15 protein-coding genes are annotated in these 13109 nt (G+C 59.5%); 10 read left to right on the top strand and 5 right to left on the bottom strand.

What is annotated here, in order from left to right; genetic code table 11:
- Window positions 1–30 precede the first annotated feature (30 nt).
- Genes GIW69_RS19390 through aroC form a run of 3 tightly spaced genes read right to left on the bottom strand, consistent with a single transcriptional unit; the run spans window position 31 to window position 2916 of the window.
- A complete protein-coding gene (locus GIW69_RS19390) occupies window positions 31–651 on the bottom strand; it encodes a methylthioribulose 1-phosphate dehydratase (RefSeq protein ID WP_236484391.1) in 621 nt (206 codons plus the stop codon).
- On the bottom strand, window positions 648–1793 hold the full coding sequence (locus GIW69_RS19385) for an MFS transporter (protein ID WP_236484390.1): 1146 nt from the start codon (window positions 1791–1793) through the stop codon (window positions 648–650). Before GIW69_RS19385 ends, GIW69_RS19390 begins: the two co-directional genes overlap by 4 nt.
- 31 nt (window positions 1794–1824) lie before the next feature.
- Window positions 1825–2916, bottom strand: a complete 1092-nt coding sequence (aroC, locus tag GIW69_RS19380; RefSeq protein WP_236484389.1) for a chorismate synthase — start codon at window positions 2914–2916, stop codon at window positions 1825–1827.
- A gap of 129 nt (window positions 2917–3045) precedes the next feature.
- Between aroC and GIW69_RS19375 the strand changes: the two genes are divergently transcribed.
- Together GIW69_RS19375 and GIW69_RS19370 are read left to right on the top strand one after the other, a co-directional pair.
- Complete coding sequence (locus GIW69_RS19375; RefSeq protein WP_236484388.1) at window positions 3046–3999, top strand: alpha/beta fold hydrolase; 954 nt, start codon at window positions 3046–3048, stop codon at window positions 3997–3999.
- A gap of 99 nt (window positions 4000–4098) precedes the next feature.
- Window positions 4099–4890 (top strand): hypothetical protein, encoded by a 792-nt coding sequence (locus tag GIW69_RS19370; RefSeq protein ID WP_236484387.1) that lies wholly within the window; start codon window positions 4099–4101, stop codon window positions 4888–4890.
- Between the two features lie 54 nt (window positions 4891–4944).
- Here the strand turns inward: GIW69_RS19370 and prmB are convergent, their stop codons facing one another.
- A complete protein-coding gene (prmB, locus tag GIW69_RS19365) occupies window positions 4945–5853 on the bottom strand; it encodes a 50S ribosomal protein L3 N(5)-glutamine methyltransferase (RefSeq protein ID WP_236484386.1) in 909 nt (302 codons plus the stop codon).
- A gap of 239 nt (window positions 5854–6092) precedes the next feature.
- Between prmB and GIW69_RS19360 the strand changes: the two genes are divergently transcribed.
- The 5 genes from GIW69_RS19360 to GIW69_RS19340 all read left to right on the top strand — a co-directional run bounded on the left by GIW69_RS19360 (window position 6093) and on the right by GIW69_RS19340 (window position 8862).
- Complete coding sequence (locus tag GIW69_RS19360; RefSeq protein ID WP_236484385.1) at window positions 6093–6683, top strand: cysteine hydrolase family protein; 591 nt, start codon at window positions 6093–6095, stop codon at window positions 6681–6683.
- Window positions 6684–6813: 130 nt separating this feature from the next.
- A complete protein-coding gene (locus tag GIW69_RS19355; protein ID WP_007960009.1) occupies window positions 6814–7134 on the top strand; it encodes a hypothetical protein in 321 nt (106 codons plus the stop codon).
- 74 nt (window positions 7135–7208) lie between these two features.
- Window positions 7209–7766, top strand: coding sequence for a Smr/MutS family protein (locus tag GIW69_RS19350; RefSeq protein ID WP_236484384.1), 558 nt, complete (start codon window positions 7209–7211; stop codon window positions 7764–7766).
- A 77-nt stretch (window positions 7767–7843) separates the two neighbouring features.
- Entirely contained in the window at window positions 7844–8389 is a 546-nt protein-coding gene (folE, locus tag GIW69_RS19345; protein ID WP_236484383.1) for a GTP cyclohydrolase I FolE, read from the top strand.
- Window positions 8390–8490: 101 nt separating this feature from the next.
- Window positions 8491–8862, top strand: a complete 372-nt coding sequence (locus GIW69_RS19340) for a glutathione S-transferase N-terminal domain-containing protein (RefSeq protein WP_236484382.1) — start codon at window positions 8491–8493, stop codon at window positions 8860–8862.
- A gap of 159 nt (window positions 8863–9021) precedes the next feature.
- Here the strand turns inward: GIW69_RS19340 and GIW69_RS19335 are convergent, their stop codons facing one another.
- Window positions 9022–10188 (bottom strand): aminotransferase-like domain-containing protein, encoded by a 1167-nt coding sequence (locus GIW69_RS19335; RefSeq protein WP_236484381.1) that lies wholly within the window; start codon window positions 10186–10188, stop codon window positions 9022–9024.
- Between the two features lie 82 nt (window positions 10189–10270).
- Between GIW69_RS19335 and GIW69_RS19330 the strand changes: the two genes are divergently transcribed.
- From GIW69_RS19330 to GIW69_RS19320, 3 genes are all read left to right on the top strand, one after another.
- On the top strand, window positions 10271–10717 hold the full coding sequence (locus GIW69_RS19330; protein ID WP_236484380.1) for a MarR family transcriptional regulator: 447 nt from the start codon (window positions 10271–10273) through the stop codon (window positions 10715–10717).
- 297 nt (window positions 10718–11014) lie between these two features.
- Complete coding sequence (locus GIW69_RS19325) at window positions 11015–12364, top strand: NCS2 family permease (protein WP_236484379.1); 1350 nt, start codon at window positions 11015–11017, stop codon at window positions 12362–12364.
- 87 nt (window positions 12365–12451) lie between these two features.
- The gene (locus tag GIW69_RS19320; protein ID WP_236484378.1) at window positions 12452–13081 is read left to right on the top strand and encodes a LysE family translocator; all 630 of its coding nucleotides are present in this window, start codon (window positions 12452–12454) and stop codon (window positions 13079–13081) included.
- The last annotated feature ends 28 nt before the right edge of the window (window positions 13082–13109 follow it).

Genomic DNA, 13109 nt, shown 5'->3' with positions numbered 1-13109 from the left:
GCAATAGGCGACTTGTGGATAAGTCTGCCGTTAACGGTTGAGTACGCTGCGGGTCTTCAACTCACATTCAAACAAGAATTCAAACGCCTCGATCTGCCGCAACGCATCGCTCATGCGCGCGCCCCAGGTATAGAGGCCATGACCGCGGATCAGATAACCGACGCAATCGGGGTGGGCGTCGAGCCAAGGCTGCACCTTCGCGGCGAGGCGCGCAATGTCTTGATCGTTGTCGAAGATCGGCACGCGCACGAGGGACTCGTGGGTCGAGACGCCACTGAAGGCTTTTTGCAATTCGTAGTCTTCGAACTCGATGAAATCTTCCGGAGTCAGGCGCGACAGCACCGTGGCATTCACCGAATGGGTATGCAACACCGCACCGATCTCTGGGCGCCAGCTGTAGAGCTGGGTATGCAGCAGGGTTTCGGCGGACGGCTTTTTGCCAGGCTCAAGGCTGTTGCCGGACAGATCGGTGGCGAGCACATCGTCCAGACCCAACTGGCCCTTGTGTTTGCCAGACACGGTCAACAGCGCTTCGCTCGGCGAAAGACGCGTCGAGTAATTGCTGCTGGTGGCCGGCGACCAGCCGCGACCATAGAGGAAACGCCCGGCATCGATGATTTCCTGGGCGAGTTGTTCACGGGTAAGGCTCATGGCCTGTCCTCTTGCATGCGAATGGCAATGATAACGGCAGCGGCGAGCGCTGCGAGACTGGCGACACTAAAAGTGAATGTCGCGCCGAGGCTGTTCCAGCTGTAACCCGAATACAACGCGCCCAGCGCGCCACCGGTGCCGGCCAGCGCGGCATACAGCGCCTGGCCCTGCCCTTGCTGGCGCGCTCCGAAACTACGTTGCACGAATTGGATGGCCGCCGCATGAAAGCTGCCGAACGTGGCAGCGTGCAAGACCTGCGCGAACAGCAGCACCCAGAGAAATTCGGCGAATGAACCGAGCAGCAACCAACGCAGCGCCGCCAGCAGGAAACTCGCCATGAGCACCCGGCGCACGGAAAAGCGCGCCAGAATCCGGCTCATGGCCAGAAACATCAGCACTTCGGCGACCACACCGACCGCCCAAAGCATGCCGATCACGCCACGGCTGTAACCGAGTCGCTCAAGGTGCAGGGTCAAAAATGTGTAATACGGCCCGTGGCTCACTTGCATCAACGCGACGCATCCGTAGAACGCCAGCACACCCGGACGGCGCAGTTGCTTGAGAAAGCCCTCTCCCGCCGGCCGGTCGCCCTGCACCGGTTGGGCATTCGGCACCCACAGGCTGCTGAGGACGATGCCGGCCATGATCAGCACCAGCGCCGCCGGGTAAATGTCGAGGCTGAGCCACTCGAACAACCGCCCCAGCGCTACAACGGTGATGATGAAACCGATGGAACCCCATAAGCGAATCTGGCTGTAGCGCGACGTTTGCCCCTGCAAATGCGCGAGGGTGATGACTTCGAATTGCGGTAGCACCGCGTGCCAGAAGAACGCGTGCAACGCCATGACCATTGCCAGCCAGGCGTAGCTCTTGCTGACAAAGATCAGGGAAAAGGTCAGTAACGTGCAGACCGCGCCGAAGCGCACGATGGCCAGGCGTCTGCCGGTGTAGTCGCCGAGCCAGCCCCAGATGTTCGGCGCCACGCAGCGCATCAGCATCGGGATTGCCACCAGTTCGCCAATGCGCGCGGCGCTGAAGCCGAGGTGATCGAAGTACAGCGCCAGAAACGGCGCCGTCGAACCGAGCAAGGCGAAATAGAACAGATAGAAACTGGACAGCCGCCAGTATGGGAGCGCCGCCACGGTCAGACCGCGACGGTTTGAAGGTCAACCATCAAAGCTGACCCAGCACCGGGGTGCTCACGCGCACATCGGCATTTTGCCCACGGTGACGCAGCAGGTGATCCATCAGCACGATGGCCATCATCGCTTCCGCAATGGGCGTGGCGCGGATGCCGACGCAGGGGTCGTGACGGCCCTTGGTAATGACGTCGACCGGGTTGCCGTTGACGTCGATTGAACGGCCCGGCGTGGTGATACTCGACGTCGGCTTCAACGCCAGGTGCGCAACGATCGGCTGACCGGACGAAATGCCACCGAGAATGCCGCCGGCATTATTGCTGAGGAAACCTTGCGGGGTCAGTTCATCACGGTGCTCGGTGCCACGCTGGGCGACACAGGCGAAACCGGCGCCGATTTCCACGCCTTTCACGGCGTTGATGCTCATCAGCGCGTGGGCCAGTTCGGCGTCGAGACGGTCGAAGATCGGCTCGCCCAGACCCGGCATCACGCCTTCGGCAACCACGGTGATTTTCGCCCCGACCGAGTCCTGATCGCGGCGCAGTTGATCCATGTAGGCCTCCAGCTCCGGGACTTTGTCCGGATCGGGGCTGAAGAAGGCATTTTCTTCAACCGAATCCCAGGTCTTGAAGGGGATTTCAATCGGGCCGAGCTGGCTCATGTAGCCGCGAATGACGATGCCCTGGCTCGCCAGATATTTCTTGGCGATGGCACCGGCCGCGACGCGCATGGCGGTTTCACGGGCCGAACTGCGGCCGCCGCCGCGATAATCTCGCTCGCCGTATTTATGGTGATAGGTGTAGTCGGCGTGGGCCGGACGGAACAGATCCTTGATTGCCGAGTAGTCCTTCGACTTCTGGTCGGTGTTGCGGATCAGCAGGCCGATGGCGCAACCGGTGGTGCGACCTTCGAATACGCCGGAGAGGATTTCGACTTCGTCGGCTTCCTGGCGCTGGGTCGTATGGCGGCTGGTGCCGGGCTTGCGGCGGTCGAGGTCGCGCTGCAAGTCTTCCAGGGAAATCTCCAGGCCTGGCGGGCACCCGTCGACAATGGCGACCAACGCCGGACCATGGCTTTCGCCCGCGGTGGTGACAGTGAACAGCTTGCCGTAGGTATTGCCGGACATGCAGGACGCTCCGTGAAATCGAACCCAATTCTTGATGCGCGCCAGTATACGCAGGCTCACCGAGTAGTTCATCCTCGAACCTTGGCGGTGTTGGCGAGTCCAACCGGCACCTTGGCAAATGATGGCGTGATGATGCTGCGAGTTTTGATCTTGAGTCTTACCCTCCTCTCTGGCTTTGCCCAGGCGACCGTCCTGCAACGCCCGGTAACTTTGGAGACCGGCAGCGGCGAACTTTTCGGCTCGCTGCTGCTGCCAAAATCCGACAAGCCTGTGCCGGTTGTCCTGATCATTTCCGGCTCCGGCCCTACGGATCGTGACGGAAACAACCCCGACGGCGGGCGCAACGACAGCCTCAAACGCCTGGCATGGGTGTTGGCCAAACACAACATCGCGAGCGTGCGCTACGACAAGCGCGGCGTGGCTGCGAGCCTGGCGGCGACGCCGGACGAGCGCAATCTGTCGGTGGAAGCTTATGTGGCCGACGCCGAAGCCTGGGGTCGCAAGCTCAAGGCTGATCCGCGTTTCGGTTCGCTGATCCTGCTCGGGCACAGCGAGGGTGCATTGATTGCCAGCCTCGCGGCGCCTGCGGTGGACGCTGCGGCAGTGATTTCCCTGTCCGGCAGCGCCCGTCCGATCGACGTGGTGCTGCGCCAGCAACTGGCGCGCAGCCTGCCGCCAGCGCTGATGCTGCGCAGCAATGAACTGCTCGACAGCCTCAAGGCCGGGCGCACGGACGACAACGTGCCAGCGCCGTTGCAGGTGATTTTCCGCCCGAGCGTTCAGCCGTATCTGATTTCGCTATTCCGTCAGGATCCCGCAGGCGCGTTTGCGCGGCTGAAAATGCCGGCGCTGATCATTCAGGGCAGCAACGATATTCAGGTCGGCGTGGACGATGCAAAACTGCTGAAGCAAGCTAAACCGGACGCCGAACTGGCGGTGATCGAAGGTATGAACCACGTCATGCGCATCGTTCCCAACGATGTGAAGCGGCAATTGGCCTCATACAAAGACCCGCAGTTACCTCTGGCGGCAGAACTGGGCAGCGCCATCCTCGGATTTATTGACGGACTTCGCACCCGTTAAGCGCTGTTTGTCCTCCAGTCCTGCAAAAAACGGCCGATAAGCCTTTGTCGCTAGCGCACTGGCTGGCGGCAAGCAGGGCTTGGACAGGATCTCGCCGTTATGACTGATACTCAGACTTCACCCGACACCACCGCTGAAAAAGACGCACCGCCAGCGGTCGAGCTGCCGTGGGCGGACGTCCACGTCGAGCACCACAAGATGCTCCGTTTGGCCCCGCTGCAGACCGATCGCAATACCGGCGGACGTCCTTTGCGTTTCGTCGAGTTCGGCTATTCCGAGCGCAACAGCAAAGAAAAAAGCCTGATGCGCATGGCAATCAAGCTGCCCAGCCAACGGGTGCGTAAAGAGCAGAATCACCTCGACGTGTGGGTCGATCACGGCACCAAGCGCGTGCACTTCGGCCCGGACAGCGGCTTACAGATCGAACCGTTGAATCGCGGTATCGGCCGCTTCATGGCGGCACAAGGCATCGCGTGGGCTAAGAAGCGCTGGCCCGCCTACGTCGTCGACGGCACGGCCCTGAACAACAAAGACGCGCTGAACGAGGACACTCGTCTGCGTCGCGACCACTTTCTGAAAGTGCATGGATTCGAAGTGGTTTACGCCGATGCCCAGCATTTGAAAGGCAGCGTCAAGGAAGCCCAGGTCGGTGATTTGATTGGCGACTGGAACAGCGAAAAACTGCAGATCGTCGAGATTCTCGAAGCCGCGCAGATGCTGCAACAGGCCGAGCAGAATCTGGCCGAGCAAGAAGTGAAGCTGAAGAAACAGGAGGAAAAGGTCAGCAAGTTCAAGCGTGAGGACGCCGGATTGCGTTTCACCATTACGTGCCTGGTGGCGTTTGCGGTGTTTCAGGCCGGGCTGTTGATCTGGATCGCCACACACCGGTAACGATTTCAGACCGAGGTGCCAGCTTCGCGGGCAAGCCCGCGAAGCGTTTAGCAGTTAAACGCGGGACGCGAACAGTGCCTGATGGTTGCGGCACTGCTCTGCCGTCAACATGAACACGCCATGCCCGCCACGCGCGAACTCAAGCCAGGCGAAATCGACTTCCGGGTACAGCGCCTCGACGTGCACCTGGCTGTTGCCCACTTCGACAATCATCAAACCCTTCTCGGTCAGATGGTCCGCCGCTTCGGCGAGCATGCGCCGTACCAGATTCAGACCATCGTCGCCGCAGGCCAGGCCCAGCTCCGGTTCGTGCTGATATTCGTCCGGCATGTCGGCGAAATCTTCCGCATCGACGTAAGGCGGGTTAGACACAATCAGGTCAAAACGCTGACCTGGCAGACCATCGAAACCATCGCCCTGCACCGTGTACACGCGCTCATCGACGCCGTGGCGCTCGATGTTTTGATTGGCGACTTCCAGCGCCTCGAATGACAGATCCGCCAGTACCACTTCGGCATTCTGAAATTCGTAGGCGCAGGCGATGCCGATGCAACCGGAACCGGTGCACAAATCGAGAATCCGCGCAGGCTCCGTGCCGATCCACGGCGCAAAACGGTTTTCAATCAGCTCGCCAATCGGCGAACGCGGGATCAATACGCGCTGATCGACGATGAACGACATACCGCAGAACCAGGCTTCGCCCAACAGGTACGCGGTGGGAATGCGATCTTCGATGCGGCGCTTGAGCAAACGCTGCAGATTGACCAACTCATCGTCTTCCAGATTGCAGTCGAGATAGCTGTCGGCGATTTCCCAAGGCAGGTGCAAAGCACCGAGCACCAATTGGCGGGCTTCGTCCCAGGCGTTGTCCGTCCCATGGCCGAAAAACAGATCCTCCCCATGGAAGCGACTGACGGCCCAACGGATATGGTCACGCAGGGTGCGAAGGCGGGAAGTGATCACGGCGCAAAACTCCAAAAAAAACGACTGGCGATTCTAACAGCCAAAACGCGGCACGACGACGCAGGAAAAACACCCGGCCGACGGTAGGACCTTTCCGAATTTACCCTCGCCTATTGAACGAAACGTGTAACTTGACAACCCTGCAAGCCGCGAACGACGGCGCCTACGATGGTAGCGATTCACAGAATCGCTCAGCCAGAGGAGAATGTCGCAAAAGCCCCACCCCAAGGAGCCCCAGAATGTCCGTTCCAAAAACGATGTTTCAACTCAGTGGCCGCGGTTATGCAGCAGCCACGTTGAGTCATGCCACCGTGGTCATCATCGATGCCCAGAAAGAATACCTCAGCGGCCCCTTGGCCCTGAGCGGCATGGACGCGGCGGTCGCGAACATCAAGCAAGTGGTTGCTGCGGCCCGTGCCGCCGGTCGGCCGATCGTGCATGTGCGCCACCTCGGCACCGTCGGCGGCCTGTTCGACCCGCAGGGCGAACGAGGCGAGTTCATTCCCGGCCTGGAACCCCAAGGCGACGAGACCGTCATCGGCAAACTGCTGCCGAGCGCGTTTCACGGCACTGAACTTTATGATCGCCTGCAAGTGCTCGGCTCGCTGGATCTGATCGTCTGCGGCTTCATGAGTCATTCCAGCGTCAGCACTACGGTGCGCGCGGCAAAAAACCTGGGTTTCCGCTGCACACTCGTCGAAGACGCCTGTGCCACCCGCGACCTGCCGTTCAAGGGACGTATCCTCCCGGCCGAACAGGTGCAGGAAGCAGAAATGGCGATCATGGCGGACAACTTTGCCACCCTCGCGCTGACTCAGGATTTGATCTGATTCATCAGGTTGGGCGGTACGAAACACCGCTCATCCGCAAAAGCCTCTCATTTGCTGTAAATGCCATAGCCTCAGGAACAACCCGGTCAACTCCCGGTCGAAGGGCCGATACCCATTGAGGAAGGTCGGAATGAAGTTATCCGATGGATTTGACGCACGCCGCTTGCGGCCCAAAGGCCAAAGCAACTGGCGCTTTCGATTCGGTGCTGCGATTGCCGCCATCCTGGCGACGTTCGGCGTGCTGCTCGCGATGGCCGGGGCCGCCAGCCTGCTGGGACGCCCGCCGGCGCTCGGCGACTTGAATGCCACACCGCTCGGTTCGGCAATCATTCTGGCGGTGGGTCTGTTGTTCCTGTATTTCGGCGTGGCACTGTGGCGCCGTTGCCGTCGTCGCGCCCGACAATCGCGCGAGCTGAACATGTCACCACACTTGATGAAAAAGCACGATTGAAGCAATGGCCTGGCGTTTAGCCGGGCCGTTTTGCGCTTGTTTGGGTAAACTGGCCGCCCTTCGCGGAGGCTGACATGCAAGACGACGATTTTTCCCTGTTCAAAAGTGCGATCCAAGGCGTCAAGCCGATCAAGCACGATCGCGCCGACACCGGCAAACCCAAGACTGACCGCGCGCAGATCGCCAAGCTGCGCCAGTCCGCGACCGTGCGCACGCAAACCACCACCGTTGACGGTCTGTCCGATCAGTTCGTAATCGACGTCGGCCCTGAAGACGAGTTGATGTGGGCCCGCGACGGGGTTCAGGAAAGTCAGATGCGCAAGCTCAAGGTCGGCCAGATACCGTTCGAGGGCAGTCTCGATCTGCATGGCATGACCGTCGAAAAAGCCCGGGAAACCCTCTGGGCGTTCCTGGCCGAGGCCACCCAATTCGAAATCCGCTGCGTGCGCGTCACCCATGGCAAGGCTGTGCGGCTGGACGGCAAGCGACCGATGATCAAAAGCCACGTCAACACCTGGCTGCGCCAGCACCCGAAAGTGCTCGGGTTTACCTCGTGCCAGGCCAAACACGGCGGCGCCGGCGCGGTGTACGTGATGCTCAAACGCACCATGATGGAAGGCCGCGACGAATAAAGCCGTCACACCGAACTTGCAGGGTTGTGTCCGCCACCGTACCCTTGCCCTTTGCGAAAATCCCCACAGGTAGTTTCATGTCCCTGGAACAGAATTACACCGCGATCCTCGGCCAATTGGGCGAGGACGTTTCCCGCGAGGGCCTGCGTGATACGCCCAAGCGTGCCGCCAAAGCCATGCAGTACCTTTGCCGCGGCTATGAGCAGACGCTCGAAGAGGTCACCAATGGTGCCTTGTTCAGCTCCGATAACAGCGAAATGGTGCTGGTGAAGGACATCGAGCTGTATTCGTTGTGCGAACACCATCTACTGCCGTTCATCGGCAAGGCGCACGTCGCTTATATTCCGAGCGGCAAAGTGCTCGGCCTGTCGAAGGTTGCGCGAATCGTCGACATGTACGCCCGTCGCCTGCAGATTCAGGAAAACCTCAGCCGCCAGATCGCCGATGCCGTGCAGCAAGTGACCGGCGCGCTGGGCGTGGCGGTGGTGATCGAGGCCAAGCACATGTGCATGATGATGCGCGGTGTCGAGAAACAGAATTCCTCGATGATCACCTCGGTGATGCTCGGCGAGTTCCGCGAAAATGCTTCGACCCGTACTGAGTTCCTCAGCCTGATCAAGTAATTCGCGACAGAAAAAACCGGCGTTGATCGCCGGTTTTTTTGTGCCCGTGAAAAATCGGGTAAGCTGCGCGCCTTCTTCATTGTCCCTGTGAGGCTTGTACCGTGTTCGTCAAAGCGCTTCGTGTCGGCCTCGGCCAACTGGTTATCTTCATCGACTTTCTCACCCGCCCGGGAAAGAAAAAGCGCCCCGCCGCCGCTCAGGCTCAGGTGAATTCGGCGGCGAAGGATCTGACGCTGTATCAGTTTCATGCCTGCCCGTTCTGCGTGAAAACCCGCCGTACGTTGCGTCGCCTGAACGTTCCCGTGGCGCTTAAAGACGCAAAAAACAACGAGCAGGATCGCCAAACCTTGCTGGATCAGGGCGGCAAAATCAAAGTGCCGTGCCTGCGTATCGAAGAAAACGGCCAGACCACATGGATGTATGAATCCAAGGTGATTATTGATTATCTGGACAAGCGGTTTGCCGCAGCCTGATCGATATGTGTCAGGGCTGACGGCCCTATCGCTGGCAAGCCAGCCCCCACAGTAAACTGTGGCGCCCACAAATCCTGTGGGAGCTGGCTTGCCAGCGATAGGGCCCGCACAGCCACCAGAGAACAAAGACTAAAAAATCGGCCAAATGTGCCGGTTTTTTTATGCTGATTGCGCCACCAGTGCTCGTCGAAACACCGCCGCCAATCGCTTGAGCCCTTCGTCCAGTCGCGCCGGATCAATATGGCTGAAATTCAAGCGCAAATGCCCCGGATGATTATCCGGATCCGGGAAGAACGGCTCGCCGGGCATGAACGCCACGTCATTGGTCAGCGCCTCGTTGAGCAAAGTTCGCGTGTCGAGCGGTTGCTTCAAGGTCAGCCAGAAAAACAACCCGCCTTGCGGTACGTTCCAGTCTGCCAAATCAGAAAAATGCGTCTCCAGTGCTGACTGGAACGCGTCACGGCGCTGGCGATAGAAACCACGCAGTTCGCTTAAGTGCTGCTGATAGTGCTCAGTGCCGATCCACTGCAACGCCTGCCATTGGCCGATGCGGTTGGTGTGCAGATCCGCCGATTGCTTGAGTTTGAGCAGGTGCGGAAACAGATCCGGGCTGGCAATCAGATAGCCAACGCGCAAGCCGGGCAGCAAGGTTTTCGAGACGGTGCCGGTGTAGATCCAGCTGGATTTGTGCAAACGCCCGGCAATCGGCTTGGCACTGCCGCCGTCGAACGTCAGCTCTCGGTACGGTTCATCTTCGATCAAGGTCACGCCGAATTCGTCCAGCAGGGCCGCGACCGCTTCGCGCTTGGCTTCGCTGTAGCGCACCGCCGACGGGTTTTGAAATGTCGGGATCAGGTAGATGAAAGCGGGTCGATGCTGCGCCAGACGAGTGCGCAATTGCGTCAGATCCGGGCCGTCAGCCTCCAGCGGCACGGTCAGGCAATCGGCGCCGAACAGTTGGAAAATCTGCAACGCCGCCAGATAGGTCGGCGCTTCGAGCAGAATCTCCGTGCCTTGGTCGATATAGAGCTTGGCCGCCAGATCAAGGGTTTGCTGCGAACCGCTGACCACCAACACCTGATTCGCCTCACAGGCCAGGCCCAACGCCCTCGCCTGCGCCGCCAGGGCTTCACGCAATGCCGGCTCACCCTCGCTCATGCCGTACTGACCGATGGACAGCGGCATGTCGGCCCAATCGACCTTCGGCAACATGGCTTCGGCCGGCAGGCCTCCGGCGAACGACATCACTTCCGGACGCTGGGCGGCGGCAAGGATTTCTCGGATCAAAGAACTTTTAAGGCGCGAGACACGTTCGGAAAAAGCCATGGAAGTCACCGGTAGCGAGGCGTATGAAAAATGAGTCAAACTTATTGACTGAAATTACGACAATCGCAACGGAAACGTCAACATGATTGACCTTAAAAACTCAAACAGTCAGCAGCAGGCCATGGAAGCGTTCTTCTTCGGTTACCAGGCTTTTACCGCCAAGGCTGACGAAATGCTCGAGCGCCGAGGTCTGAGCCGTGTTCATCAGCGCATCGTGTTTTTCATTGCCCGTTATCCGAATTTGAGTGTGAAAGAACTGTTGGCGCTGCTCGGCGTGAGCAAGCAGGCGCTGAACATGCCGTTGCGCCAATTGCAGGAAATGCACCTGGTGGACAGCGTTGCGTCCGAGACGGACAAGCGTAAGCGGCTGCTGGAATTGACCATGGAAGGCGCGAAATTCGAGCAAGCGCTGCGGCGTGAGCAGGTGAAATTGCTCGAACGGGTGTTTGCCGAGGCTGGGGAAGCGGCGGTGAACGGGTGGTTGGCGGTGAATATGGCGTTGGGGAACAGTCAAGCGCATCTCGAGTGAACCTAAAGACCCCATCGCTGGCAAGCCAGCTCCCACAGAATCCATGGCCATCACAAAACCTGTGGGAGCTGGCTTGCCAGCGAAAGCAGTCCCCCAGGCGATATATCCGGATCAACGAAACTTTCGTCGACAAAACAGAAAACAATATTTGCTTTATTTGTACACAAAAGCATAATCCACTGCGTGCGAGTTCCTGACCACACGGTCAACAAATTCGCGTCTGCCTCAAAGGGCTGCTGCCACCCCTCATGGGTCCGGCCCTGGAAATAAAAATAAAACTCTTGAGGAGTACTCGCTGTGGAAAGCCGCAAATCCGAAGCCTCGACGCTGGATCTCTCGCCGCCATTACGCAATGGCTTGCTGGAGCGCCTCTTTAAACTCACTTTGCACGGCACCACGGTGAAGACCGAGCTGATTGCCGGTCTGACAACCTTCATCACCATGGCTTACATCATCTTCGTCAACCCGAACATCATGGCCGACGCCGGCATCGATCATGGCGCGGCGTTTGTCGCCACCTGCATCGCAGCTGCATTGGGTTGCCTGCTGATGGGCCTGTACGCCAACTGGCCGGTCGGTCTGGCGCCGGGCATGGGCCTGAACGCTTTCTTCACCTACACCGTGGTCGGCACCATGGGCTACAACTGGGAAACCGCCCTCGGCGCGGTGTTCTTGTCCGGTGTGTTGTTCATGATCCTGACGTTTTCGCGGATCCGCGAATGGTTGCTCAATAGCATCCCGGTCAGCCTGCGCTATGCCATGGGCGCCGGGGTCGGCCTGTTCCTCGGCCTGATCGGTCTGAAAACCGCCGGCATCGTCGTCGATAGCCCGGCTACCCTGATCAAGCTCGGCTCCCTGCGCGAGCCTGGTCCGCTGCTCGCGGCCATTTGCTTTTTGATGATCGCTATCCTCAGCTACCACCGCGTGTTCGGCGCGATCCTGATCAGCATCATCGCCGTCACCCTCGCGGGCTGGGGCCTGGGCCTGGTGCATTACCAAGGAATCATGTCCGCCCCGCCGAGCCTTGCGCCGACCTGGATGGCCATGAACATTGCCGGCGTGTTCAACGTCAGCATGATCAGCGTCGTGCTCGCCTTCCTCTTCGTGCACATGTTCGACACCGCCGGCACCCTGATGGGCGTTGCCCAGCGCGCTAACCTGGTGAATCCTGACGGTCGCATCGAAAACCTTTCCCGCGCCATGAAAGCCGACAGTGCGTCGAGCGTATTCGGTGCCGTGGTCGGTGTTCCACCGGTCACCAGCTACGTGGAAAGTGCTGCCGGCGTGGCCGCAGGTGGTCGGACTGGTCTTACCGCTGTCACCGTAGGTGTGCTATTTATAGCGGCGATGTTTTTCGCACCGCTGGCCGGCATGATTCCCGCCTACGCCACCGCCGGTGCACTGATCTACGTAGCGATGTTGATGATGGGCGGTATGGCCCACATCGAATGGGACGAAGCGACCGATAGCATTCCGGCAATCGTCACCGCAATCATGATGCCTCTGACCTTTTCGGTCGCCGATGGCATCGCACTGGGCTTCATCACCTACGTGGCGCTGAAGGCCGGTACTGGCAAGTACAAGGAAATTTCCGTGAGCCTGTGGGTGCTCTGCGCGATCTTCATCGCCAAGTTCATCTTCCTGTAAGCATCACGCAGTACGCGTTGCAAAACGGCCTCACCCGATCGGGTGGGGCTTTTGCGCATTCTTGATATCAATAAAAAGGAGAAAGTGATGAGTCTGGAAACCTGGCTGCTGTTCAGCGGCGCTGCGCTGGTGGTTATCCTTATTCCGGGGCCACTGTCGTTGCTGATGATCAGCAACAGTCTGAATTACGGTCTGCGCCGGTCATACCCGGCCTTTCTCGGCGGTGTGATTGCTTCGATCTGCTTGCTCAGTGCTTCGGCGCTGGGGCTCGGCGCCCTGTTACTGGCGTCGGAAGAACTCTTCAGCGCGTTGAAAATCGTGGGTGCGCTGTATCTGTTCTATCTCGCGTGGCAGAGCTGGCAGCAATCGCGCCAGCCATCGGTGGGCGCCGTCGTGCCGCAAGCCGCGCCGGTTCCGCGTTTCCGTGCACTGTTCGGCCGAGCCTTTGTACTGGGCGCCAGCAATCCGAAAGACATTCTGTTCTTCGCCGCGTTTCTGCCGCAGTTTCTCAGTGCCGAGCAGCCATTTCTGCCGCAGTTGCTGGTGATGATCGCCACCTGGACGGTGCTCGACCTGCTGTGCAAATTGACTTATGGCCTGGGCGCTCACGGCGCGGCGCGTTATTTGCGCAGTGGCAAGGGTCAGAGCTGGTTCAATCGAATCAGCGCCGGACTGTTCGGCGGCGCCGGTGCCGCATCCCTCCTGAGCAGCCACTGAGTTGTATCCATAACCTTCTGCTTTAACG

It is taken from the genome of Pseudomonas syringae (assembly GCF_021605415.1).
GTDB classification, from domain to species: Bacteria; Pseudomonadota; Gammaproteobacteria; order Pseudomonadales; family Pseudomonadaceae; genus Aquipseudomonas; species Aquipseudomonas syringae_S.
The sequence above is the reverse complement of the archived record's forward strand: the minus strand, read 5'-3'. Positions and strand labels throughout refer to the sequence as shown.

Excerpts from the sequence above, each read along its gene's own strand:
- GIW69_RS19390 (WP_236484391.1), bottom strand. The coding sequence starts at position 651 with ATGAGCCTTACCCGTGAACAACTCGCCCAGGAAATCATCGATGCCGGG.
- aroC (WP_236484389.1), bottom strand. The coding sequence starts at position 2,916 with ATGTCCGGCAATACCTACGGCAAGCTGTTCACTGTCACCACCGCGGGC.
- GIW69_RS19375 (WP_236484388.1), top strand. The coding sequence starts at position 3,046 with ATGATGCTGCGAGTTTTGATCTTGAGTCTTACCCTCCTCTCTGGCTTT.
- GIW69_RS19370 (WP_236484387.1), top strand. The coding sequence starts at position 4,099 with ATGACTGATACTCAGACTTCACCCGACACCACCGCTGAAAAAGACGCA.
- GIW69_RS19360 (WP_236484385.1), top strand. The coding sequence starts at position 6,093 with ATGTCCGTTCCAAAAACGATGTTTCAACTCAGTGGCCGCGGTTATGCA.
- GIW69_RS19355 (WP_007960009.1), top strand. The coding sequence starts at position 6,814 with ATGAAGTTATCCGATGGATTTGACGCACGCCGCTTGCGGCCCAAAGGC.
- GIW69_RS19350 (WP_236484384.1), top strand. The coding sequence starts at position 7,209 with ATGCAAGACGACGATTTTTCCCTGTTCAAAAGTGCGATCCAAGGCGTC.
- folE (WP_236484383.1), top strand. The coding sequence starts at position 7,844 with ATGTCCCTGGAACAGAATTACACCGCGATCCTCGGCCAATTGGGCGAG.
- GIW69_RS19335 (WP_236484381.1), bottom strand. The coding sequence starts at position 10,188 with ATGGCTTTTTCCGAACGTGTCTCGCGCCTTAAAAGTTCTTTGATCCGA.
- GIW69_RS19330 (WP_236484380.1), top strand. The coding sequence starts at position 10,271 with ATGATTGACCTTAAAAACTCAAACAGTCAGCAGCAGGCCATGGAAGCG.
- GIW69_RS19320 (WP_236484378.1), top strand. The coding sequence starts at position 12,452 with ATGAGTCTGGAAACCTGGCTGCTGTTCAGCGGCGCTGCGCTGGTGGTT.